Here is a 22711-nt window from a genome sequence, read left to right as displayed (position 1 = left end):
CAAACCCCCGCGACTGTGTGGAAGAGCCCTTAAGCGGATTGTCCTTGTCCGCACCCTCCCCCTTGTCTCTCTCGCCCCGTCTCCCTCTGTTTTGTCGGGGCCCCCCCCGCGCCTACCTGTGCAGCCGGACGGGGCCGGCGTCGATGGCGACGCGGAACAGGGCGTACGGCTTGTGCCGCAGATCCTTGCCGCGCTGGTAGGTGGCCTGCCGGTGCAGCTGGTTGGCAGTGACGTACAGATGTCCGTCGGCGGCGACCGACATGGTGTCCGGCCACAGCAACCGCGGATCGTGCACCAGCGTCTCGTACGCACCATCGGGCCCGCGCCGCAGGACGGCGTTGTGCTCGTACGCGGTGAGGTACAGATTGCCGGCGTCGTCGGTCTCCAGGCCGTCGGAGCCGCTGCCCTTGTCGCCCTCGTCGGTCACGGTCGCAGCGACCGCGCCGTCGTCGAGCGACCGGTCGCAGAGGGCGTCGACAGAGACGCTGTAGAGCCGCCGGGAGGCGAGCGCGCAGTAGTACAGGCGCTGCCCGTCATGGGAGATCGCGATGCCGTCGGCGCCCATCGTGATCGGTTGCGGATCGTCGTCGGCAGGCCGTTCCATCAGATAGCGACCCTCCACCACGGGCCGGAAGGCGGTCAGCGGCTCCGCCTTCGTCGACGGGTGCTCGTGCAGCCGGCGCCACGACTCACCGGTGGCCAGATCGACGACGATGATCCCGTTCGGCCCCTGGTCGGAGGAATCGGTGATGAAAGCCATCCCGTCGGCGCCCCGGCGCAGGTCGAAACGGACGTCGTTGAGGTACGTGGTCGGCAGGGCGACGTCCGGTGGGAACACGATCGTGCGTACGACCTCGTCGGTCCCGAGGTCGACGCAGACGAGCTTGGGCCCGCCGGGCTGTGTGGGCCGGAACATCGGCGAGCCGGTGTCGAGCACCCAGAGCCGGTCGGCCGGGTCGACGACGACGCTCTGCACCGAGACGAAGGCGTGCTCGTCGGCGTCGCCGTCCGGGGTGTTCCACCGCTGGTCGGGGAACGGCACCGGCCGGCCGTCGCGCAGCTCCGTGACGGTGGCCGGCACGTCGTCGCCCCACTTCGGGAAGTTGACGAAGACGCGGCCGCCGCGGGAGACCGTGACGCCGGTGGGCATCGGGCCGTCGAACGTCGCAACGGTCTCCAGGGCCCCGACCGGCTCGTCGCCGAAGATGGTGGTCGTCATGCGACCTCCTTCCAGAGGCGCTCAGAGGCGAACACCATGGCGACTACCCCGTCACGAGCCCTTTATGGCCCCTCAGAAAAAGTGAGGTGATTCGGGGTCCGCAGCGCATCCCAAGTCACCACGCTCAACCGGCGCACCTCACCCTCGGCGGATGGTCCTCGTGCGGAGGTGCCACAGCCGGACTCGTCGTCCGCGCCGGCGGTGGGCAGGTGCTCACTGTCCGGGCTGAACACGACCGAACGCACCGCGCCGTCATGACCGGTGCGGGTGGCCCACAGCCGGACGGTGCCGTCGTCACCGGCGGTGGCGACCAGGCGCCCGGCGGCCGGGCGCGGTGTACCACTGTTTCACCGTTCCGTGCCGGACGGTGGCGAACATCCGCCCGTCGGGTCGCACAGCGATGATCCCGGCCATCCCGAGCAGGACGGGTCCGGGACGGGGCGGCGATCGCCGCGCCCGTGACGTCCACGGTCGGGCTGCGCCAGGCGAGTTCTGAGCCCAGGGTGAGCGAGGGCTGGCGCTCCACTGAGGACGGCCGCGCCCGGCCGTCGGCCGGCTCATCCCGGCAACCGTCGCGCACCCCGATGCCGACGAAGGCGCAACCCCTCAACCGACACGCACCTCGACGTCAACGAACGCGCACCCGTCAACCGTCGCGCACCTCAACCCCAACGGATGCGCACTCGCCGCACCTGGGACCGGGTCCGAAGAGGCACCTGTCAGCCGATGGAGCATCGACCGCCGCCGCGGTCCAGTTCGCCCATCGGTCGTCCCTGAACCAGGAGCCGCCCGAATGTCGCCACTGTCCACCAAGTTCTCCACCGTCGTGGGTGTCATCGCCACCGCAGCCTCCGCCGGGCTCACCACGGCCGTCATCGCCCCCGGCCCGGCCGCCGCGACGACCGCCGTGACGTACGACGCGGCCGTGCTGGCCGACCGGCCCCTCGGGTACTGGCCGTTGAACGAGCGCTCGGGACAGGTGCGCGATCTGACCGGCAACTTCGCCGCTTCCACAGTGTCCACCGGTGTGCTGGGCGGCGAGGGCGCCGTCGGGACCGGCGTGTCGTTCGACGGTGTCAAGCAGCAGATCCGGGTGCCCTACAAGTCGACGATGCGGCTGCCCGCCTCGTTCAGCGTGGAGGTCTGGGCGAAGCTGCCGGCCCGCCCGCAGACGACCGGCTGGCCGACCGTCTTCAGCCGGGGCAGCAGCATGGCGGGCCGCTTCGGCGCCGCGATGTGGGTCTCCCCGGACAGCCGGCACACCGTGCGCTTCAAGCGCAACGGCATCGATCTGAGCACCTCGCGCGGGCTGAACTCGACGTCGTTCCGCCAGCTGGTTTTCACCTTCGACAGCACGAGCAAGCGGTGGAGCTGGTTCGTCGACGGCACCCTGGACACCACCGGTGTCGCCGCGGGTCTGGCCGGCACCGACACGGAGACCGCGCCGCTGGAGATCGGAGCGATGCTGAACTCCGCGACGGGCTCACCGGTGAACTACGGCCGGCTGCAGGTCGACAGTCTTTCGATCTACCCGAAGGCCCTACCGGCGTCAGGGGTGGCGGCGCACTTCGCCGCGGCACGCAACTCCGGCACGCCGACCACGGCGCCGACCACCACACCGGCCAAGACCCCGACGACCGCACCGGTCACGGCTCCGACGACCACCGCTCCGACGACCACCGCACCGGCGAGCACGCCCGCCGACCCGGCCGCCGGGACCGGCGCGAAGCGCTACGTCGCCGGTGTGGCGCTGGGCGCCGGAATGCCGTGGAACACGCGCCGTGTCGCGGACTTCCAGGCCGTGCGGAACGCGAACGCCAGCTGGATCCGCACGGACCTCGGCTGGCAGTACCTCGAGCCGGTCAAGGGCGACTGGCGCTGGAGCACCTTCGACAAGGTCGTCGCCGACGCCAACGCCAACGGCCTGCGTTACCTGGCGATCCTGCACACGGTGCCGGGCTGGGCCAACGGCAACGTCGGTGACTACGGCCCGGCCAAGGACAGCTCGCTGCTGAACAACTACTGCTACCAGACCGCCAAGCACTACATCCCGATGGGCGTGGTCGACTACGAGATCGGCAACGAGATCAACCTGCCGCACCCGGGTCTGCAGACTCCGGACGGCGCGTCGTACGCCCGTGACACGTTCGTGCCGTGCGTGTCCGGTGTCCGCAAGGCGGCTGCCGAGCTCTCCGCGAAGGTGACCATCGTCTTCGGTGCTCTCGCGCCCACCGAGTGGACCGGCGGCGCCGACCCGTTCACGTTCCTGACCGACGCCTACGCCAACGGCGCCAAGGGCCTCGTCGACGCGGTCGGCTGGCACCCGTACACCGGCAGTTACACCCCGGCGAACAGCTCACACATGAACGCCGACTCGGCCCGCCTGCACAGCATCATGACCGCCAACGGCGACGGCGCCAAGAAGCTCTGGGCCACCGAGTTCGGCCTGCCCACCGGCGGACCGTACTCGTTCACCGAGGCCCGGCAGGCGTCGGACATCTCCGAGGGACTCGACGTCTGGTATGCCAAGTCCTTCGCGGGACCGATGTTCATCTACTCCGCCCGCGACACCGGCACCTCCACGACCGATCGTGAGCAGCACTTCGGTGTGCTGCGTCACGACGGCAGCGAGAAGCCCGCGTACGCGACGATGAAGGCGCGTCTGACGCGCTGACCGGTGCACGACGGACTGCGGCGGTGCGCTGAGCGCACCGCCGCAGTCGTGTTCCGGCACGATTCATCGCCGCAGCCAGGCGGCCGCCCGTGCCACCGCCCGGTGGCGTCCCAGCCGGGCCCGACCAGCCCGGTGCAGCACGTCCAACATCACCGCGCAGTGGCCGCGGCCGACCTGCGGCCGGAGCAGCTCCAACCGCTGGTTGCGGCGCGGCTGCGGCTGCCAGCGCAGCTTGCCGGTCTCCTCACCGCGCAACATCGAGAACCGCGTCGCGCCCCGCTCACGGCCGAGCGCCAACGTGGACTGGATCAGCATCGCGCTGACGTCGACCTGCTTGCGCAGTGCCGGCTCGGCGCCGTAGAGGTAACCGCCCACCAGGTCAGCGGTGTGCAACGTCACCGATACCGCCACCTGCGCCCCGTCGAGGGTGTACCGGTTGACCTCGGCCCTCCCCTGCGGCGCCAGGCTCCGCACGGCCTCGGTGAGGTGCCGGCGGAACGGCTCACCGCGATGCAGCGGGTTGCCCCCGCGCCCGGCCCACTCCCGTTCGTGCAGGTCGAGCAGATCCCCGACGGCGCGGCCGAGACTTTCCGGATCGTGGGCCACGACATCGTGGTGCACCTTCAGCCGGCTGCCCTGGCGCAGGTGCTTGCGCCCACTTCTGGGCAGCCGCGCCAGCAAGGTGTCGGTCGGCGCCACGGGCAGCTCCAGGCAGACGCTGCCCGGCCGGACGAACGAGTGTCCCGGCCAGGATGCGAGCAGTTGCCGCACCTGGCCGTCCGGCGGCGCTTCCGGCAGCACCAGCACGTCCCAGCCGGGCACCTCCAGCAGCGCCGCAGCGAGCCGAGTTCCCGCGTCGAGGCAGCCCGCATCCATGAGCACGTCACTGAAGTCGGCGATCTCCGCACCGGCCGGCTCCAGGATCCGCACGCCGTGATCGCGGCGCATCCGCAGCGCGGCGGCGGCCACCAGCCGTCCGGCACTGTCACCGACACCGACCACGCGCAGCGAACGCGGGTCGCCGAAAGCCTCCCAGTAGGAGCTCAGCCAGCCGTGAGCCAGGAACGGCGTGGCGCCGGGCGACCGTTCGTACAGCTCTTCCCAGGGGGAGCGCAGTGCGGCGAACTCCTCCGCGGTAGTCAGGATCACAGCGGCCTTCCCATCGCCGGGACACGCTGGAAGACCTCCAGCGGCTGCTGGAAGAGCGACACCGACTCGGCCGGCAGGTAACTCCACGACGGCTCGCCGGTGAGGTTGGTCGTCTGGCTCGCGTACGCCTCGATCGCCGACATCTTGGCCCGCAGGTGCTCCTCGCACCGGACGGTGACCCAGTCGGCGGCGCCGAGCTGGCGCATCGCCCAGCCCAGCAGCCGCAGCCGGCGGCCCGGGGCGGCCTCGAGGAACCAGGGCCCGCTCATCCAGGCCCAGACCGGGTACGCCAGCACTTCCGGAGGCGTCACCCGGCCGGCCGGTTCCGTTGCCGCCATCCGCCGCACCACGAGGCGGAGCGCCTGATGCAAGGCCTGGTGGTCCGGGTGGTTGTCCCCGGCACACGTGACGAAGACGGTCTCCGGCCGCTGCTGGGCGAGCAGCAGCGCCAACTCGTCGGCAAGTTCCGGCACGCAGCCGCTCAGAGATCCGTCTTCGTGATCGAGCTGTATCACGTGGTCGTCGTTCACCCCGAGCAACCGGCAGGCCCGGCGGAGTTCGGCGGTGCGAACCCGGGCCAGCATCCGCGGTCCCACGATCGCCGACGGACTGCTGTGCCGGCCATCGGTCACCGCCACGACGGCGACGTGGTCACCGGCGGCGCGGGCGCGGGCGATGACGGCGCCGCACCCGAGCGTCTCGTCGTCGGGATGAGGCGCCAGCACCATGAGCCGCCTGCCGTCCACCAGCCCGGTCGCGTCGACGGCCCGGTGCAGCAGCGTACGCCGCCACCAGCCGGCGGTGTGGGCGAGCATCGGACGGGCGACCGAGCGCGCGACGGAGACGAGCAAGGATTCCTCCAGGTACACCGGTTGCCTCCACTCAACAGGATGCGGCGCCCGATCGGGCTGGAATCGGTCTAAATCGCAACACGCCGCCCTTTCGCGTCGGAGCCGGACGCGACCCGGGTACGTTCGATGGCCATGACCATGCGCCCGATCCTGTGGTCGCTGATGGTGGCTCCAGGACTGATCTGGGGAGCGTTCCGCGTCAGTGGCGCCCACGTCGACGCCACCGCCCAACTGATCGCGCTCACCCCGTACGCCGCGGTGTGGTCCTTCGTTCCGCTCCTGCTGACTCTGATCCGGCGCCGCCGGCGTCTCGCGCTGCCCGCCGTGCTCGCGACCGCGCTGCTGGTCGGCAGCGTCGCCCCCCGCGCGATCCGCGCGAGCGATCCCGGCCCCCGCAGCGGAGTCACGGTGGCCGTGATGACCGCGAACACGCGTGCCGGTGCGGCTGATCCGGCCACCATCGTGCGACTGGTGCGGGACAATCATGTCGGCGTTCTGGCGCTGCAGGAATCCACGAGGAAGAGTCACGAGGCGCTGACCGCCGCCGGGCTCGGCGCCCTCCTGCCGTACACCTCGCTGGCTCCGCCGCACAGCGCGGACCCGCACCATGACACCGGCTCTGCCCTCTACGCGCGGTACCCGATCAGCGCGGCCGGGGCGCGGCTCAACCACGGCGGCTTCCAACAGGCCTACGGCCGGGTTCAGCCACCCGGCGCCGGAGCGCTGCTCGTCGAGTCGGTGCACGCGCTCGCGCCGGTCTCCTCCCGGACGGTCGACGGCTGGCGCGCGGATCTCGCCGGCCAGCCGGTGCCGGCGCCCGGCGAACCGCCGCGGATCCTGCTGGGCGACTTCAACGCGACGCTCGACCACCGCCCGTTCCGCGCTCTTCTCGCACGCGGTTACCGGGACGCGGCGGACGCTGCCGGGGCGGGCCTGCGTCCCACCTGGGGACCCTACGGCGTACGACCGCTGCGGCTGCTCACCATCGACCACGTCCTCGCCGACCAGCGCATCGCTGTCGCCGCACTGTCGGTCCGCGACCTGCCGGGCAGCGACCATCGGGCGCTGCTCGCCGTTCTGCGGGCCCCGGTGCTCACCACATCGTGAGGTGCGCCGCCACACTTGTCCGGTATATCCTTTTCGCATGATCCGTCGCCGGTATCCGATCGTCGCGCGGCGGTTCCTGGTGATGCTCGCCACGGTGTCCTGTGTGCTGGTCACCTGGTCGTCACCGCCACCGCGACCGGATCCCCCGGCGCCCGCCCTGCAGGTCGGCATCGCCTACGGCGACACCCTGGTGTGGATGTCGGAGAAGCTTCTCGCGCAGGCGCTCGACGACGCCGTCCACGTCGGTGCGACCTGGATACGCGCCGACCTCCGCTGGGACGAGGTCCAGCACGAAAGCCCGGCACGATACCGGTGGGAGAAATTCGACCGGGTCGTGGAAGCGGCCGGGAAGCGCGGCCTGCGGGTTCTTCCCATCCTCGCGTTCACGCCACCGTGGGCACGACCGGCGGGATGCCACGATCGAACGTGCGCACCCGCCGATCCGGCGGCCTTCGCCGCTTTCGCCGCCGCGGCCGCCCACCGGTACGCGCCGTGGGGCGTCCACGTCTGGGAGATCTGGAACGAGCCGAACATCGACTTCGGTAAGCCCACGCCGGATCCGTACGCCTACACCGCACTGCTGAGAAGCACGAGTGCCGCGGTACGGGCGACCGACGCCTCGGCCCGGCTTCTGCTGGGCGGGCTGGCCTCGGCCCCCACCGAGGCGGGGAGCATCGCGCAGTCCGACTTCCTGACGGCGGTGCTGCTGGCGGGCGGTGGCCGATTCGTGGATGCGGTCGGCTACCACCCCTACACCTACCCGTACCTCGCCAGCGAACGACCCGCGGTGGGCACGGCGTGGGAACGCATCACCAGGGGACCGGACAACCTGCGCGCCGTGCTGGCGCGGCACGGCCACGCCGACATGCCGATCTGGGTGACCGAGGTCGGCGCCCCGACCGGCGGTCCCGGTGCCGCCTCCGACGGAAGGCCGGTCACCGGGAACCGCATCACCCACGTCACCGAGGGCCGGCAAGCGGAGATCGCGGCGGACGTGCTGGCCACCGCCGCTGCCGAGCCCCTGATCGACGCGGTGTTCTGGTACTCCCACCGCGACCATGACTTCGCGTCGTTCACCAGCGAGAACTTCTTCGGCCTCCGGCGAGCGGACGGATCCGTCAAGCCCGCGTACGAGGCGTTACGTGTGGCTGTCCACACGGTCCGCCGCTGACGCCACCGGGACGCCCGCCAGGTCGGCGAACAGGGCGAGATAGCGATCGGTGAGGTGCGGCCAGGCGTACCGGTCCTGCACCTCCACCCGCCCGGCGGCGCCCAGCCGATCGGCGAGCGCCGGGTCGTCCAGCAGGCGCCCGCAGGCCGCGGCCAGCGCCTCGTGGTCGCCCGGCGGGGTCAGCAGGCCGGTAACCTCCGGGGTGATCAGGTGCGGGATCCCGCCGACCGCGGAACCGACCACGGGGGTGCCGCAGGCCATCGCCTCGGCGAGCACCATGCCGAACGACTCCGCCGCGGTGAGCGAGGGAAGCACCAGCACCGCAGCCTCCTGCATCGTCCGCACCAGGTCCGTGCCGGTCAGCTCGCCGGCGAAGTGGACACGGTCGGCGATGCCCGACTGCACGGCGAGGCGGCGGTGGTCGTCCAGTGCGTCGCCACCGCCGACCACCCGCAGCGTTGCGCGGGAGATCAGCGGGATCGCCCGGAGCAGCACGTCGAGGCCCTTCCAGGCCGAGGTCCGGTCGATGCGGCCGACATAGAGCAGCGTGCGCGGCCGGCGGGACGGCGGGGGCCCGGGAGTGAAGCGGACGACGTCGACGCCCGGCGTGATCTCAACGGCTCGCGGCCGGCCGGCGGCGAGCGACGTCTGCGACACCGGCACCACCACGTCGGCCCGGCCGAAAAGGCGCGGCAGCACGAACCGCTCGTACGGGCCGATCATCCAGTCCGCCGGCTTCGCTCCCTTGAGCATGGTGCCGGCGTGATAGGTGAAGACCGTCGGGCGGCGGCCCGCGGAGCAGAGCGCGACATCCGGCAGACCGGGCACCGGCGCGTGCGCGTTGACCACATCGACGCTCAGCCGACGCAGCCAGCGGCGTACCTGGACGACCCACAGCGGGTTGAGCGGCGTGTTGGACACCCGCAGCCAGGTCCCCAACCGGATCACCGGCACGTCGCCGTCCAGTCCAACGGTGGTACGCCGGCCGGCCGGGTTGGTGGTGAGCACGACGGCCCGGGTTCCCGGTGCGGCGGCGAGCGCCCGCGCGACCTGCGCCGCATAGTTCTCCGCACCGCCGATCTTGGGCGGATAGTACGGCGAGACGACCGCGACCGTGACGCACCGGGCCGGACTCCACGCTCGCCGGAAGACCTCGACGGTGCGGTCGGACGCACGCTGCCACGAGGCCGGGTCATGATCCGCTCCGGGCTCCACGATCGACCGGCGACCGGCGAACAGAGCCGGAAACGCCTCGGTGCCGGCGTCCGACGTACAGATGATCTCCCGAGCATGCCGCGCCGTCGCCGCGAGCAGGAACCGCTCGTACATCGCGCGGATCGCGTCCGGCACCATCCGGCCCGTCCGTATCCGCCCGCCGTGGTACGTCAGCACGAACGGAAGGTCGCCGGCGGCGAGGCGCGCGGCACCGGCGAGGACCGGTGCCGGGCCGTGTGCGTTGACGAGGTCGATCCGTTCCTCCCGGATGATCCGGCGGACGGCGCCGGTCCAGCCCGGGGCGGGCGCCGTGAGCCGGTACACGACGACGCCGTCCTCGCCGGTCCCCCGGCCCCCACCCGCGCCGCGGGCCGCCGGGGCAACCACGACGACGCGCATACCGTGCCGGCTCACCAGAGACCGAGCCAGCTCGACGACGTATCGCGGGACGCCCCCGGGGGCCGGGTGGCAGAAGGGCGTCACCAGCAGGGCGGACATCATCGGTGGCCGGCCCGCGCGACGCCCGGGAGATCGACAGCGCGGAACATGTCGAGGAACGAGTCCGCGCGCGCCACGTACGCCGGCAGGGTGGCGCCCAGGTGGCGCAGGTACTCGTCACGACTGCCGTCCAGGCGCTCGATCATCCCGCGCAGCCGCTCGTACGTCACTTCCTCGATCGGTAGCACCCACTCCCCCAGACCGAGGTCCCGCATGATGCCACCGGTCTTGTGCTCGTACTCGATGGCGATACACGGCACCCGGCTGGTGAGCGAGAAGATCACCGAATGGAACCGGGTGCCGAGCAACATGTCGCATTCGCTGTACAGACCCTTGAGGTCGCGGTAGTCGACGATGTCGTCGATCAGGATCGGCTTCGTCGCGCAGTGGGCATGGATCCGGCGGCTGACGATACGGTCGTCGTCACCCAGGTAATCGGTGGCCACCTGCGGGATCAGTACCACCTGCGTCTGCTGTGCGTGTAGGTGGTCGATGGTGGCGGCCAGCGCGAGCTCGTACTCGTGCTGCTGACGCGGCGGCAGCCATTGCCGTGCGGTCAGCCCGGCGAGCCGTGCCGACCGATCGACTCCCAGCCTGGCCCGCCAGTCCGACGAGGTCACGGGATCGAAGGCGAACCCGGAGTCGACGGCACGCGTGACCCGGCTCGCGGGCACCCCGCACTCGGCGAGGATGCCGACGCTCACGTCCTCGCGGCACGACACCACGGCGGCGCGCCGCAGCACAGCGGCGACGAAACGGCGCTGGAGAGCGGTCGAGAACGGGCCGTAGGACTGGGGCGCGAAGACCACCGGAACCTGATGCTTCCCAGCGATCAGGGCGGGCAGGAGCACGAAGAGCAGATTCTGGTAGCCGTTGAGACCGGGGCGCGCGTTCAGGTACCCGCCTCCCATCGACACCAGCACGTGCGCCTGCGACACCGCGTCGATCTCGCGCCGGACCTCGGCCGGCAGCCGGCGTTTCAGCTGCCTCCCCACCCGGGACGGCGTGGCGAGATAGAGGCCGACGGCCAGCACGACGAACGCCTTGCGCAGATGGCGCACGCGCCGGCGCACCGTTCCGTCGCCGATGTAGCGCCGGATCGAGCCCAGGTTCCGGGCTCCGTCGAAGGTCGCGTGCAGCTCGGGCGCCTCCATCCCGGCGATGACCACGTCGGCTCCGGGGAAGGCCTCACGGACCTGGCGTAAGCAGACCGAGAGCAGGGCGGCGTCGCCCGCGTTCTCGCGCAGGTACGCGTTGATGATGACAACTCTCAAGGATTCTCCCGTGCGATCAGGCGGCCGGTGGGCCGACCGGGAATGTTCCGAACGACTCCTAGGCACGCCACCACGCCCGCGAGGAGGTTGCCGATCCCCCAGGCGGCGGCCGCCCAGGGCAGCCCGTCGGGTACCTTCGCCACCGCGACCCCGATGGTCACCACGGCGAAGACGGCGTTGGACGCGGTCAGCAGACTCAGCTGACGCGTGATCTTCAAGAGGAAGCCGGCCCAGGTGTTGAAGGCGACGGCCAGTGACGACGTCGCGAACAGGATCAGGGTGACCGTGCCGATCCTCGCGTAGTCCGCGCCGAACACCTGCAGGACCGGCTTCGCCAGGACGATCAGGAGCACCGACGCGGCACCGGTGAGGGCGAGGATCAGGCCGGCCGACCGGAGCGCGATGGTCCGCAGGTTGCCGCTCTCGTGCGAGCCCTCGGCGAACAGTGACTGGCCGACCGCGAACGAGGCGGCATTGATCAGGCCCGCGACCTGGAAGGCGACGAAGTACGCGGCGGATCGGACCGGGCCGAGCTGGTCCAGGACGATGATCGGTAGCGCGATCTGCGGGATGAAGCTGAGGCAGGTCGACAGGTAGTTGCCCAGTGAGTACCGCAGCATGCCCCGCAGTGACACCAGGCTGATCCGCGGGCGCATCCGGATGCGCAGGTGCCGCCGGATCACCACGATGCTGATCACGGCGGCGACCGTCGATGCGACGCCACTGGCGGCGAAGACACCGAAGGCGCCGAAGGGCACGGTGACGACGAGGAGCACGAGCTTGACGGCACCCATAAGCACGCCGTTGATCAACAGGTTGGCGCCCGCGGCGCGACAGGCCACGAACACCGCGTCGGTGAGCAGGTTGATGGCCGCGCCGCCGGCCAGCACCACGAACAACAGCACGTGCGTGCCCGAACTGCGGACGAACCCGAGGTTGGGTACGAGCCAGGGGCCGACGAGCGCGAACCCGGCCGTCGTCACCACGCTGCACAGGAACACCGTGGAGATCGCCGTGCCGGCGTCCGCGGCGCGATCCCGGCTGGTCGGCAGGAAGCGGATCAACGTGCTGCTGAACCCGAAGAGGCTGAAGCAGGAGAGCAACGCGACGCTGGACAGCAGCGACGAGGCACCGCCCACCTCGGCGGCCGGGTACAGGCGGGCGGCCAGCAGCCAGAACATGAAGCCGGAGACCGCCACCAGCCCGGTGGTCAGCATCAGCAGGGACGAATTCCACATCAGCGGGTCCCCCCGCCAGGCGCTGAGCCGAACGGCTGAGGAGAGGCGCGACGTCCCGCGTACTGCCGTCATGCGGTCATGCCAGCGCCTCGGCGTAGGCGGATTTCACGCGTTCCACCACCGCCGTCCAGGTGTGCGACGTGGCGGCCGCAACGCTGCGACCGGCCATGCGCTCGAAGGCTCCCGCGTCGGAGGCGAGCGAGTCCAGGCCCGCGGCGAGGGCCTCCGAGGTGGGTTCCACGAGCATCGCGATGCCGTCCAGCAGTTCGATGTTGCCCGGCACCGCCGTCGCCACGATGGGCAGGCCGGCCGCCATCGCCTCGAGCGCGACAAGCGGCATGCCTTCCCGGTCGGAGGGCAACACGAAGACGTCCGCGGCCGCGTACGCCGCCCGCAGTTCGGCGTCGAGACGCGTGCCGGCGAAGGTGACGTCGGTCAGCCCCAGTGCCCGCGCCCGCTCACCGAGCATCGCCCGCTGCTCACCGTCGCCCACCACGGTGAGACGCACCGGGTGCCGGCACCGCGACACCGCGTCGAGCAGACGGGCGACGTTCTTCTGCGGGCTCAGCCGTCCGACGAACAACAGGTTGAGCGGCTCTCCGCCGGTCCGTGCGCCGCGCGGCGGCAGGAAATACTCCTCACCCACCCCGTTCGGCACGACATGGATCCGATCGCGCGGCACGGCGTAAGCGCGCTCGACGAAATGCGCCTGCGCCTCGGTGAGCACCAGCACACCTGCGGCTGCTCGCAGCACCCTCGCGAACAGGTGCTTCTTGTAGAAGGGCAACAGCCGGCCGAACGGGCCGGACGCGTCGACGTCGAGGTGGAAGTGGAACAGGAACCGTTGACCGCGGAGCCGGGCCACCAGGGCGAGGACCTCGGGGATCAAGGCCTGCGCGCTGTGCAGATGCAGCACCGTGTCCCGGGGTGTCCGCAACAACGAGAGCACCAGGCCCGGAGCGATCGGCGTGTGCGCGAACTCCCAGGACCGGTGCCGGAGCACGCGTACGCCGCCGTCGTGTACGCGGCGCGGCGAACCCTTCGCACCGAGTGTCGTGGTCAGGACGGTCACGTCGTATTCCCGGCCGAGGCCGCCGGCGAGGATCTCGACGACCCGCTCCATCCCACCGAGATGGGGCGGGTAGTAGGGAGTGATCTGAGTGATGGTCGTCATCTGTCTGCTCAATTCCCGCCTGCGACAAGTGGTTGACGGCCGGGCAGTTCGTGCGGCCCGGCGCGCAGCGCCCGCGCTATGACCCGGAGATAACCCGCGGCGAGCAGGATCTCGCCGCCGAGCATGGCCACGCCGATCCACACCAGACCGTGACCGGCCAGCAGATAGGCCGCGGCCAGCGAGACACTGTAGGCCGCCGCCGAGAGCCGGCAGAGCAGCCGGATGCGACCGGTGGCCAGCAGCAGCGTGCTGCCGATGAAGCCGACGGCGCACAGCGCGGTGGTCAGAACCAGCAGGATCAGCAACGGGTATGCCGACACGTAGTCGTCACCGAAGACGCGCAGCAGAGGCCGGCCGACCAGCACGAGAGTCGTCAGCACTGGCAACTCCAGCACTGCCGTGACGACCACGACGCGCGGCAGGAGTTCGCGCAGCCGCTGCCCGTCGTGGGAGACCTCCGCGAAGAAGCTACGCGCCGTCGCCTGAGGCACGAAGACGAGCACCCCGGCGAGCAGCGAGGCGATGTAGTAGTGCGCGGCCTCCCGCGTACCGATCCGATGGGCGACCAGGATGGGCATCACCAGGCTGGGAGTCATGAGGATCGCGGTGGCCATGTAGTTGGCGGCGGAGTACCGCCACATGGCGCGCAACCGCGCACCGGCGAAGGCGAGCCGGAGCCGCATGCCGTGGCGACGGGCGCCGGTGAGGTACAGCGGCAGGGCCAGGGCCAGGGCCAGCCAGTACGCGGCGAAGATGTCGAACGCGGCGCTGCCGAGCACGAGCAGCGGCAGGGCGAGACGCAGGCACACCACGAGCAGGTTGCGTCCCAGGACGTACCCGCTGCGGCGCACCGCCACGAAGACGTTGTCGCAGCAGATCCCGACGGCGCCGGCGACCGTCAGGGCGATGAAGGCCAGCGACTGTCCGGGGTGGCCGATGCCGACGAGTCCGGGGGCGAGCGTGGGCAACGCGGTGACGAAGAAAATCGTGCCCGCCGTCGCGGCGACCGCCACGACGGTGATCGCCGTGTTCACCGTGCGGGCCCGGTCCGGCCACTTCTCGAGGTAGTGGATCAGGGAGTTGTTCAGCCCCAGCAACGACAGGTTGACGACGAGTGTCGATGCTGAGATCAACGCGCCTGCCCGGCCTACTTCGGAGGTCGGCAGCAGCCCGGTCACCACCCGCCAGAACAGGAAACCCCCACCGGCCAGCACCGCCGTGGACAACAGAAGCAGCGCGGAGTTGCGCAACAGGCTGTCGGTCATGACCTGCCGGGCCTGCTCCGCCACCCGGGTGAGCAGGCCGGCGACGGGATGCCGGCCCGTGCCCCTCGCCGGCCGGCGCCGCTGCCGCAGGTCGATGGCGTCGCGGTACACCTGGTGCAGGGCGGACACGTGCCGGTCGAGGGCGAATTCGGCGTGCACCTCACGTGCCGCCCGCCCGAGCGCGTTGCGTCGTTGCTCGTCGTCCAGCAACTCGCAGATCACCCGGGCCAACTCCCCGGCGTCGCCCGGCGGGACCAGCAGGCCGGTCACCCCGGGGCGGACGAGGTCGGGCAGCCCTCCGACACCGGAGGCGACGACCGGCACGCCGGCGGCGAACGCCTCCAGGCAGGTGCGGTTGAACGCCTCCGGCCACACCGACGGCACCAGGACCAGGTCGGCGCCGGCGATGCGGCGCTGCAGCGCGGCCGGATCGAGCCAGCCGGTCAGCTCGACACAGTCGTTCAGGGCGTGCTTGTCGGCCAGCGCCCGCAGCTCCGGTTCCATCGGGCCGGCCCCGCAGATGCTCAGACGCACGCCGGGATGCGCCGCGCGCACCGCCGGCAACGCGGCGATCGCGATCTGTGGCCCCTTGAAGTGTTCGAGGCGCCCGGCGAAGACCAGTCGTGGACCCCGCTCCGCGGCCGGCGCCGATCCGGGATGCTCGTCCACCTCGACAGCGGTGAACCCGTTCGGGACGACCCTGGTGGTGCCGAGATCACGGCTGACCAGTTCGGCGAGGTAGTGGCTGGGCGCGAGAATGATGTCCACGACCCGCAGTCCCCGGCGCCAGCAGCGCCCGGCGACCAGTCCGGCGATGACCATCGCGAGGCGGCCGCGCCAGGTCAGCACCGTTCGTTTCCCGCCTGCCTGCCGGAAGTACCGGCCCGGAAGGCAGGCGTACCCGTTGGCCCGGATGTAGATCTCGGGTCCGTGCACGGTGAGCACCGTCGCTACGTCCCGGAGAACCGGCAGGCTGCCCGGTGCGAGCAGCCCGACCGTGTGCAGGTGCACCACGTCCGGCCGGAAGCTGAGCAGCTCTCGCGCCAGCACCTCCCGCGCGGCCGGGTTGCGGCGCAGACCGGCCAGGCGGGCGGCCCAGTGCCGGGACCGGGCCGCCTGCGGCCACGCGACGTCGTTGAATCGCTCACCGCTGCCGGGCAGGTCGCTGGAGAGCACCAGGACCTGGTGGCCGGCGGCTCGCTGGGCGGCGACGGTGTCGGCCAGTTGCCGTTCCGCTCCCCCGGCGGTGGTGCCGAGGTTGATCACGTGCAGGATGCGCAGCACCCCCTGGCGTGGCGGTGCCGGCGCTGCGGCGCTCACGGATGCTCCACGGGGCCGTAGAGGCGGTGCTGAGCCGTCGCGTTCAGCAGTGGCCGGTCGGCGGCGACGCACGCGATGGGAAAGGTGTACCGCACGATGCGATCACCGATGATGGCGACGGCGACAGCGAGGTCGGGGTTCCCGCGGACGGCGGTCAGGGTCACTGCCGCATTGAGCGGGACCATGCCCGGCAGCACGCCCTCCTGCGGATAGAGGACGGTCAGGCTGCGCAGGCTGGCGGTGTCGCGGCTGTCCGTGATGACATACGCGGCGGGGTGCAGGTTGCGGCGCATCCAGGCGGCTCTGCTGATGTCGCTCCGGTCGGTGTAGTAGGCGCGGTAGTACGGGCCGGCGTTGTTGAGATGGAGCTGCGGGACGTAGCCCCCGATGACTTGCGGGACCACACCGCTGGTCGTCAGCAGGCAGCCGATGGTGGCGGTCGCCGCGATCGCCGCGGTCACCCGGCGGGCACGCGGGACCGGGACGACCCGAGTGATCAGCCACCCCAACGGCACCGTGACGCCGAGTACGACCAGGGGGCCGAGCAGCGCCAGGAACTGCTGGAACAACCGGAGCAGTCCATAGCTGTCGGACAGCTGCGGCGCGACGACCACGACAGCCAGCAGGATCACCGAGCCGCCGGCGAGGTGGGCCAGCGCCTCGGTGGCCTCCCGGCGACGGCGCCACCACAGGATGACGCAGCCGACGACACCGCCGCCTTGGAACAGCAGCACGGCAGCCTTACGCACCGCGTCGTTGACCTGCTGCGGCGGCACTCCGGCCCGGTTCAGGGCAGCACCGGCTCCCGTCGTGCTCAGCGTGTCGGCCGGTAACAGCCGCGGTATGCACTCGGGTGGCAGAAACAGCGGGCCGGCCGGCACATTGTCGTTGCGGCGTACCTCTGCGGCGTAGCCGGCCAGCAACTCGCTGTCGCTCTGCGGCTTGCCGTCGGCGATGAAGCTGTACCGCGTCGACTCGGCGGTCACCGAGGCGTCCTCGATGACCGCGGCAGCGGCTTGCGCGAGCCCGGCGGCGAAGGTGGTGGCGCTGGCGGACACCATCGCCCAGGCGACCGCCATCAGGGTCATCGCGAGCCCGGCCCGGCCGAGGCCGAGAACTCGCCGCGGCGGGCCGACGGTGACGGCGGCCCGGGACAGGCGCCGGCGGCGCAGCACCCGCAACGCCCAGCCGATCAGCAGCAGGACAGCGGTGATGTAGGTGCTGGTGTAGTGCGACACCGTCATTCCGGCTGCCGAGACGGCGAACAGGATCGCCCGCTGTCGGCGCGGGCTGCGGACGTCGAGAAGGGCGCTGAGCAGCACGGTGAAGAAGATCAGAGCGATCTCCTGCCGGTTCAGCATCGGCATGTCGTTGATGAACGTCGGGAACGCGATGAACAACACGGCCGCACAGACCGCCGTACCGCCGGGGAATCGCCGGCGGGCCAGCAGGAACACGCCGACCGGCGCGGCGGCGAAGAGGATCTGGAAGCAGATCCGGAAGGCATCGTCGGCAGCGATGCCCAGCAGCCGCACCAGCAAGGCGGGCAGCACGGTGATGCTCAGGCACGAGTTGTAGGCCACGAAGAACCCGGCGGGGCGCTGCCATGTACCGGTGGCGAGCGTATCCACCAGCACCCGGTATTCGATCTTGACGTCGTGGCCGGTCACTCCGACGCCGCGCAGCGAGGTGGCCAGCAGGATCGCGAGCGCCACCAGATAGATCGCGGTCGCGGGGGCGGTGACACCGTGCCGGCGCCCGGAGACCACGGCCGCGACCAGCGCGGCGGCTGCCACGGCGAGTCCCGTCGCGGTCAAGGCCCCGGTGCCCCCGGAATTGAGGCGTTGCGCGCCGAGAACGGTCAGGATCACCGCAACGACGCCGAGGGCCACTGCCACGATTCCCGCGACGTCTCCGGCAGCGGGCCGCGGGGCGTGGGCGGCTGATCCCGCACCGGGCGCCGGCCACCGGCGCTCGCCCAGCACGGCAGCCGTCGCGAGGACCACGATCAGCAGATCCAGCGCCAGCAGCGACCCGATCTCGGTCAGCCCTCCGCCGGGCAACAACCCCAGGCAGACACCGATGGCCAGCAGTCCGGCCAGCGACAGCGCCATCGCGTGCAGCAGCCAGTTCCAGCCGGTCCGATCGACGATCCGCAACGCGCGCAGGGCGAGGGCGCCGGGCAGCACCGTCGCCACCGGGAACCCGATCACCGCGCGCAGCGGCGCCAGCACGTCGGTGAGCACGGCCAGATTCAGCAGGACCAGTCCGGCCACCGCCGCGCAGGACAGCACTCGGCTCCGGCGACTGCCGGGCCAACCAGGCGACAGGAGGCCTTCGCATCCCCGGACCAGACCGTCAGCCGCGATCAAAAACCCTCCTCCAGTACCTGGGCGTAGACAGCGTCCACGCGATCAACGACCTGGGGCCACGCGTAACCAGCCGCCCGGCTGCGTGCCAGCCGGGAGAGCCGCTCCCGGCGCGGGGCGTCGGCGAGAAGGTCGCGGACCGACTCGGCGAGCCGCTCGGGGGTGAGCGGCTCGACCGCGACCACCGCGTCCCGGCCGATCTCCATCAGTTCCGGCAGGTCCGAACAGATCACCGGCGCGCCCGCAGCCATCGCCTCGAGGAGCACCAGCGGCAGACCCTCGTGCGTGGACGGCATGAGCACGGCGGTGGCCCGCTGGTAGCAGGCGGCGATCTCAGGAGCTGCCAGTTGGCCCTCGAACCGGACGTTCGTCAGGCCCAGTTCAGCGATCCGGCGCTCCAGCGCCTGGTGGAGTTCGCCGGTGCCGACGACGCGCAGAGTCGCCTCCGGCAGCGCAGCCATCGCCTCCACCAGCAGGCCGACGTTCTTCTGTGCGGTCAGCCGGCCGACGAACAGCAGTTCGCGGTCCGCCCGCCGGTCCGGTTCGGCCACGGTGAACACGGTGGTGTCCACCCCGTTGGGCACCACCACCACCCGCTCCGGAGGAAGTCCGAAGATCTCGATGACCCCCTGCCGCATGGCCTCGGTCAGGCAGATGACGCGGGCCGCCTGCCGCAGAAAACCGCGGTAGAACATCCGCTGGTACAACGGGAGCAGCCAGGTACCGGCGCGGCTGGAAGGCCGCACCATCAGGTGCAGATGTACGACGTACGGGATCCTGCGCAGCCAGGACGCCAGCCGTACGATCTCCGGGGTGACCGCCAGCCCGGCGTGCACGTGCACGATGTCCGGCCGGGGCCGGTGCTGCAGCAGGCGGCGCAGCAGATGCGGGGTGATGGGCGTGTTGCCGATACGCCGGGCCCCGTCGCGGAAAACTCGCAGCCGCCCGTGCTGCTCGAGACGCGGGGCGGTGGCCGCGCCGATCCGGGAGGTGTAGACGGTCACGTCGTGTTGCTGTGACTGCAGGCCCGCCAGGTGCTGGGCCACCTTTTCCTCGCCACCCAGGTGCGGTGGGTACAGGGCGGCGACCTGAACGATCTCCATTCAGGCCGCCGTCCGGGTCAACTGCGGCGGCACCTGGGAGCGGGCGGTCGACTGCTGGACGATCGCCACCAGGACACCGAGACCCCACCCGGTGTTCTTGACCAGCCAGCCGAGCGCCATGAGCGGCCACAGCCGGATCGGCGGGCGCCGGTAGCTGATCACGAAAGCCGTCTCCGCGAGCGACATGCCTGGTACGGTCAAAAACCAGTACGGCGACACGGCCGCGCTCAGCACCACGGCGGCGACCAGCGCGGCGGTGGGCACGTAATCGATCGCCCGCACCTTACGGGTGCGTGCCGCGTACCGAACCCGCCACAGGCCGTACCGAAACATCTGCCGTAAGTACGCGCAGGGTGTGGCTCTGCTCTCGTGCCAGACGCGAGCCGCTGGAGCGACCGCCCAGCCGCACCGGTCCCCGACACGGTCGACGAACTCGATGTCCTCGGCGTGCACCCAGCGCTCGTCGAATCGTTCACCCGCGACGGCGGTCAGGTCGACGGCCATGTTGCAGCCGCCGACCAGCAGCTCACCGGAGGTCGCGAGCCGCCGGACCGTGTCGTCGTTGACGGCGACCGCCTCGGCGAACGGCGACGCGTGCGCGGTGTCGATACCACCACCGACCACGCCCACCCCGGCCTGTCCGGCGAACGCGGCGACGAGCTCGCCGGTCCATTCGGGGACGGCCCAGGCGTCGGAGTCGAGGAATGCCACAAGCCGGGTCCTCGCGGCTGACATCCCGAGGTTACGGCCGCGGGAAATGTTGTGGCTGCCGTTGCGCAGAACGCGCACCGGCACATCGCACCGATCGCGGAACGCCGCCACGGCGGCGAGGGTAGCGTCCGTCGAGTCGTCATCGACGACGACGATCTCCGCGGGCGCGATCTGCTGCGCGGCGAGGGAGTCGAGGCAGCGGTCGATGGTACGGGCGCTGTTGTAGGTCAGGACGACGACGCTGATGTCCATGTCCGGTCCTCACGGTTGGGGTTCCCGTCGGCGTGGTCACCCTGGTCGTACACCTGGGAAAGGGCCTTCTGGTTGACGCGCCAGTCGAAGTGCTCGACCGCGAACCGCCGGGAGTGCTCGGTCATGCGCCGGCTCAGGGCGGGGTCGGCCAGGATCGCGCGGATCGCCCGGCGCAGCTCGCCGGGGTGGGGATCGACGAGGAGGAACAGCTCGCGGTCGATGTCGTAGGTGTGGTAGCGGGGGTCGTCAGTCGTCACGATCGGCAGACCGCAGGCCATCGCCTCCTGCACCGCCAGCGGGAACACCTCGCCGTCGGACGGCAGGACGAAGATGTCGGCGAGGCGGTAGAGCGTGACGAGATCGGCGCGCGGTACGGGGCCGACCCAACTGACTCCCGCCGGCACCGGGCGCGCCGGCCGGCCGGAACCGGCCAGCACCACGTGGTAACCGGCCCCCGCCGCCTCGATCAGCCGATCGTAACCTTTTCGCGGTACCAGCCGACCGGCGAACAGCACCAGCGGAAGCCCGTCCGGCAATCCGAGCCGCTGCCGCATCGCGTGCTCGTCACGGGTCCGTCCGGGAGTGAACGCCGTGGTGTCGATGCCGTTGGGGGCGAGCACGACACGAGTGGCGGGCACCCCCCGGGCCCGAAGATAATCGGCGACGAGTCCGTTGTGGGCGACCACCTGTCGGGCCTTGCGCCAGAGGTAACGGCCGGCGACGGCCACCGACAACCGCGTGATCGCCACCACCACCGGGTTGGGGTGGTCGATGTGCCCAACGTGCTGGGTGACGTACATCGGCTTGCCGGCGAACCGTGCGAGCAGAGCGGCGAGCTGGGACGGCTGGTACAGCACATCATGCACGTGGACCAGGTCGCACCAGTTGATCAGCGAGGCGAGGGCACGGCAGAAGGCCGGCCCGATGATCGGGTACGGCACACCGGTGCGACGCTCCACGACGTTGCTCACGGGTAGCCGGACGACGTCATAGCCGTCGCGTCCGTCCTGCCCGGCCGGAACGGGCTCGGTGTGTGAGGTGGCGACGACGACCGTGTGACCGGCGTCGGCAAGGCTGTGAGCCTGTTGCTGGGCCACCACCTCGACACCGCCTACATGGGGCGGGAAATAGCTGGAGACGATCAGGATCCTCACGGCGGTGTCACGGGGGCCAGGTGCGGCGCGCTCCGGTCGAAGCAGGCACTGCAGACCGCCGCGGGAGCGGTCGGGAAGATCTGTGGTACCCCCAGGCCCTCCGCCGTGTCCGCATAGCCGCGGCTTCGGGCGGAGGCCACCGGCCTGGTGCGCTCGACCATCAGCTGCGCCAGGTTGCGCAACCCGTCGACGACGGTGTGGATCTTCGATTCGCCGCCGCGCGGGCGGTAGACGATGGGGATCTCCGCGCACTTGAATCCGTGCCGGAAGGCCTCGACCTTGATCTCCTGGGAGAAGGCCATCCCGCCGGAACGCATCCGCAGCGCCGCCCACACCTTCCGGCGGAACACCCACATGCCGGACTGCGAGTCGTGGAAGGGCACACCGAACAGCTGCCGTGCCGCCGCACTCAGTCCTCTGTTGCCCCAGAGGTGGGAACGCGACATCGATCCAGGCTCCAGGCCGTCGAGTCGGTTGGTGGTGAGAAAGTCGATGTTCTCACTCTCCAGAGTGCCCACCACCTCCGGCAGGATCTCGAAGGGGTAGGTCCGGTCCGCGTCCCCGGTGGCGATGATTTCACCGGAACAATTGGCGAATCCGGCCTTGTACGCATTGCCATAGCCTCGTACCGGCTGGACGATCACCTTCGCACCGAGCTGCCGGGCCAGCTGCCCGGTGCCGTCCGTCGACCCGTTGTCGACGATGACGATCTCCGTCTCGTGCCCTTCCGACCTCAACTTCTCGACCGGGATGGCCCCAATGGTCTGCGCTATGTTCTCGCGCTCGTTCAAAGCGGGAACGACTACTGAGACGAGCAACTTTCCTCCAGGTGCACCGTTTGTGCTCCCGGAAGAATTAACACGGTCCGGAACCCGGGCGTGGGGGAATCCCCAAAAGAAAGGTTCGGCCGCCATTCAACAGACGTTTCATGGCCATTCGGTGGATCCGCGTCGTCCCTCCTCCGTGC

The 22711-nt window shown here is 70.8% G+C and carries 17 protein-coding genes; 3 read left to right on the top strand and 14 right to left on the bottom strand.

Features of this window, described 5'->3' with window-relative positions; genetic code table 11:
- Positions 1-112 precede the first annotated feature (112 nt).
- Positions 113-1219, bottom strand: coding sequence for an L-dopachrome tautomerase-related protein (locus tag AC0NH5_RS24890; RefSeq protein ID WP_474408054.1), 1107 nt, complete (start codon positions 1217-1219; stop codon positions 113-115).
- A 62-nt stretch (positions 1220-1281) separates the two neighbouring features.
- Positions 1282-1533 (bottom strand): hypothetical protein, encoded by a 252-nt coding sequence (locus AC0NH5_RS24885; RefSeq protein WP_474408076.1) that lies wholly within the window; start codon positions 1531-1533, stop codon positions 1282-1284.
- Between the two features lie 479 nt (positions 1534-2012).
- Between AC0NH5_RS24885 and AC0NH5_RS24880 the strand changes: the two genes are divergently transcribed.
- Positions 2013-3893 (top strand): hypothetical protein, encoded by a 1881-nt coding sequence (locus AC0NH5_RS24880; RefSeq protein ID WP_474408052.1) that lies wholly within the window; start codon positions 2013-2015, stop codon positions 3891-3893.
- 63 nt (positions 3894-3956) lie between these two features.
- Here AC0NH5_RS24880 and AC0NH5_RS24875 read toward each other — a convergent pair whose 3' ends face one another.
- Together AC0NH5_RS24875 and AC0NH5_RS24870 are read right to left on the bottom strand one after the other, a co-directional pair.
- Positions 3957-5042 (bottom strand): GNAT family N-acetyltransferase, encoded by a 1086-nt coding sequence (locus AC0NH5_RS24875; protein ID WP_474408050.1) that lies wholly within the window; start codon positions 5040-5042, stop codon positions 3957-3959.
- A complete protein-coding gene (locus AC0NH5_RS24870; RefSeq protein WP_474408048.1) occupies positions 5039-5911 on the bottom strand; it encodes a PIG-L deacetylase family protein in 873 nt (290 codons plus the stop codon). Before AC0NH5_RS24870 ends, AC0NH5_RS24875 begins: the two co-directional genes overlap by 4 nt.
- A 114-nt stretch (positions 5912-6025) precedes the next feature.
- On the opposite strand from AC0NH5_RS24870, the gene AC0NH5_RS24865 reads away from it, so the two are divergent.
- Complete coding sequence (locus AC0NH5_RS24865) at positions 6026-7000, top strand: endonuclease/exonuclease/phosphatase family protein (RefSeq protein WP_474408045.1); 975 nt, start codon at positions 6026-6028, stop codon at positions 6998-7000.
- A gap of 37 nt (positions 7001-7037) precedes the next feature.
- Positions 7038-8171 carry a cellulase family glycosylhydrolase gene (locus AC0NH5_RS24860; RefSeq protein ID WP_474408042.1) on the top strand — a complete coding sequence of 378 codons (1134 nt, stop codon included), beginning with the start codon at positions 7038-7040 and terminating at the stop codon, positions 8169-8171.
- Here AC0NH5_RS24860 and AC0NH5_RS24855 read toward each other — a convergent pair.
- The 10 genes from AC0NH5_RS24855 to AC0NH5_RS24810 form a co-directional block, all read right to left on the bottom strand.
- Positions 8139-9884, bottom strand: a complete 1746-nt coding sequence (locus tag AC0NH5_RS24855) for a glycosyltransferase (protein ID WP_474408073.1) — start codon at positions 9882-9884, stop codon at positions 8139-8141. The genes AC0NH5_RS24860 and AC0NH5_RS24855 overlap by 33 nt on opposite strands.
- Complete coding sequence (locus tag AC0NH5_RS24850) at positions 9884-11158, bottom strand: polysaccharide pyruvyl transferase family protein (protein WP_474408039.1); 1275 nt, start codon at positions 11156-11158, stop codon at positions 9884-9886. The genes AC0NH5_RS24855 and AC0NH5_RS24850 overlap by 1 nt, the downstream gene beginning before the upstream one ends.
- Positions 11155-12468, bottom strand: a complete 1314-nt coding sequence (locus tag AC0NH5_RS24845; RefSeq protein ID WP_474408037.1) for a lipopolysaccharide biosynthesis protein — start codon at positions 12466-12468, stop codon at positions 11155-11157. Before AC0NH5_RS24845 ends, AC0NH5_RS24850 begins: the two co-directional genes overlap by 4 nt.
- Before the next feature lie 4 nt (positions 12469-12472).
- Positions 12473-13570 (bottom strand): glycosyltransferase family 4 protein, encoded by a 1098-nt coding sequence (locus tag AC0NH5_RS24840; protein WP_474408034.1) that lies wholly within the window; start codon positions 13568-13570, stop codon positions 12473-12475.
- A gap of 8 nt (positions 13571-13578) precedes the next feature.
- On the bottom strand, positions 13579-16155 hold the full coding sequence (locus AC0NH5_RS24835; protein ID WP_474408032.1) for a glycosyltransferase: 2577 nt from the start codon (positions 16153-16155) through the stop codon (positions 13579-13581).
- Positions 16152-18431 (bottom strand): hypothetical protein, encoded by a 2280-nt coding sequence (locus AC0NH5_RS24830; RefSeq protein WP_474408029.1) that lies wholly within the window; start codon positions 18429-18431, stop codon positions 16152-16154. Before AC0NH5_RS24830 ends, AC0NH5_RS24835 begins: the two co-directional genes overlap by 4 nt.
- Positions 18432-18523: 92 nt before the next feature.
- The gene (locus AC0NH5_RS24825) at positions 18524-19627 is read right to left on the bottom strand and encodes a glycosyltransferase family 4 protein (RefSeq protein ID WP_474408026.1); all 1104 of its coding nucleotides are present in this window, start codon (positions 19625-19627) and stop codon (positions 18524-18526) included.
- Positions 19628-20590 (bottom strand): glycosyltransferase, encoded by a 963-nt coding sequence (locus AC0NH5_RS24820; RefSeq protein ID WP_474408024.1) that lies wholly within the window; start codon positions 20588-20590, stop codon positions 19628-19630.
- Complete coding sequence (locus AC0NH5_RS24815; RefSeq protein WP_474408021.1) at positions 20566-21744, bottom strand: glycosyltransferase family 4 protein; 1179 nt, start codon at positions 21742-21744, stop codon at positions 20566-20568. The genes AC0NH5_RS24820 and AC0NH5_RS24815 overlap by 25 nt, the downstream gene beginning before the upstream one ends.
- Complete coding sequence (locus AC0NH5_RS24810) at positions 21741-22658, bottom strand: glycosyltransferase family 2 protein (RefSeq protein ID WP_474408019.1); 918 nt, start codon at positions 22656-22658, stop codon at positions 21741-21743. The genes AC0NH5_RS24815 and AC0NH5_RS24810 overlap by 4 nt, the downstream gene beginning before the upstream one ends.
- Between the last annotated feature and the right edge of the window lie 53 nt (positions 22659-22711).

Source organism: Actinoplanes sp. 13 (assembly GCF_056134165.1).
The sequence above is the reverse complement of the archived record's forward strand: the minus strand, read 5'-3'. Positions and strand labels throughout refer to the sequence as shown.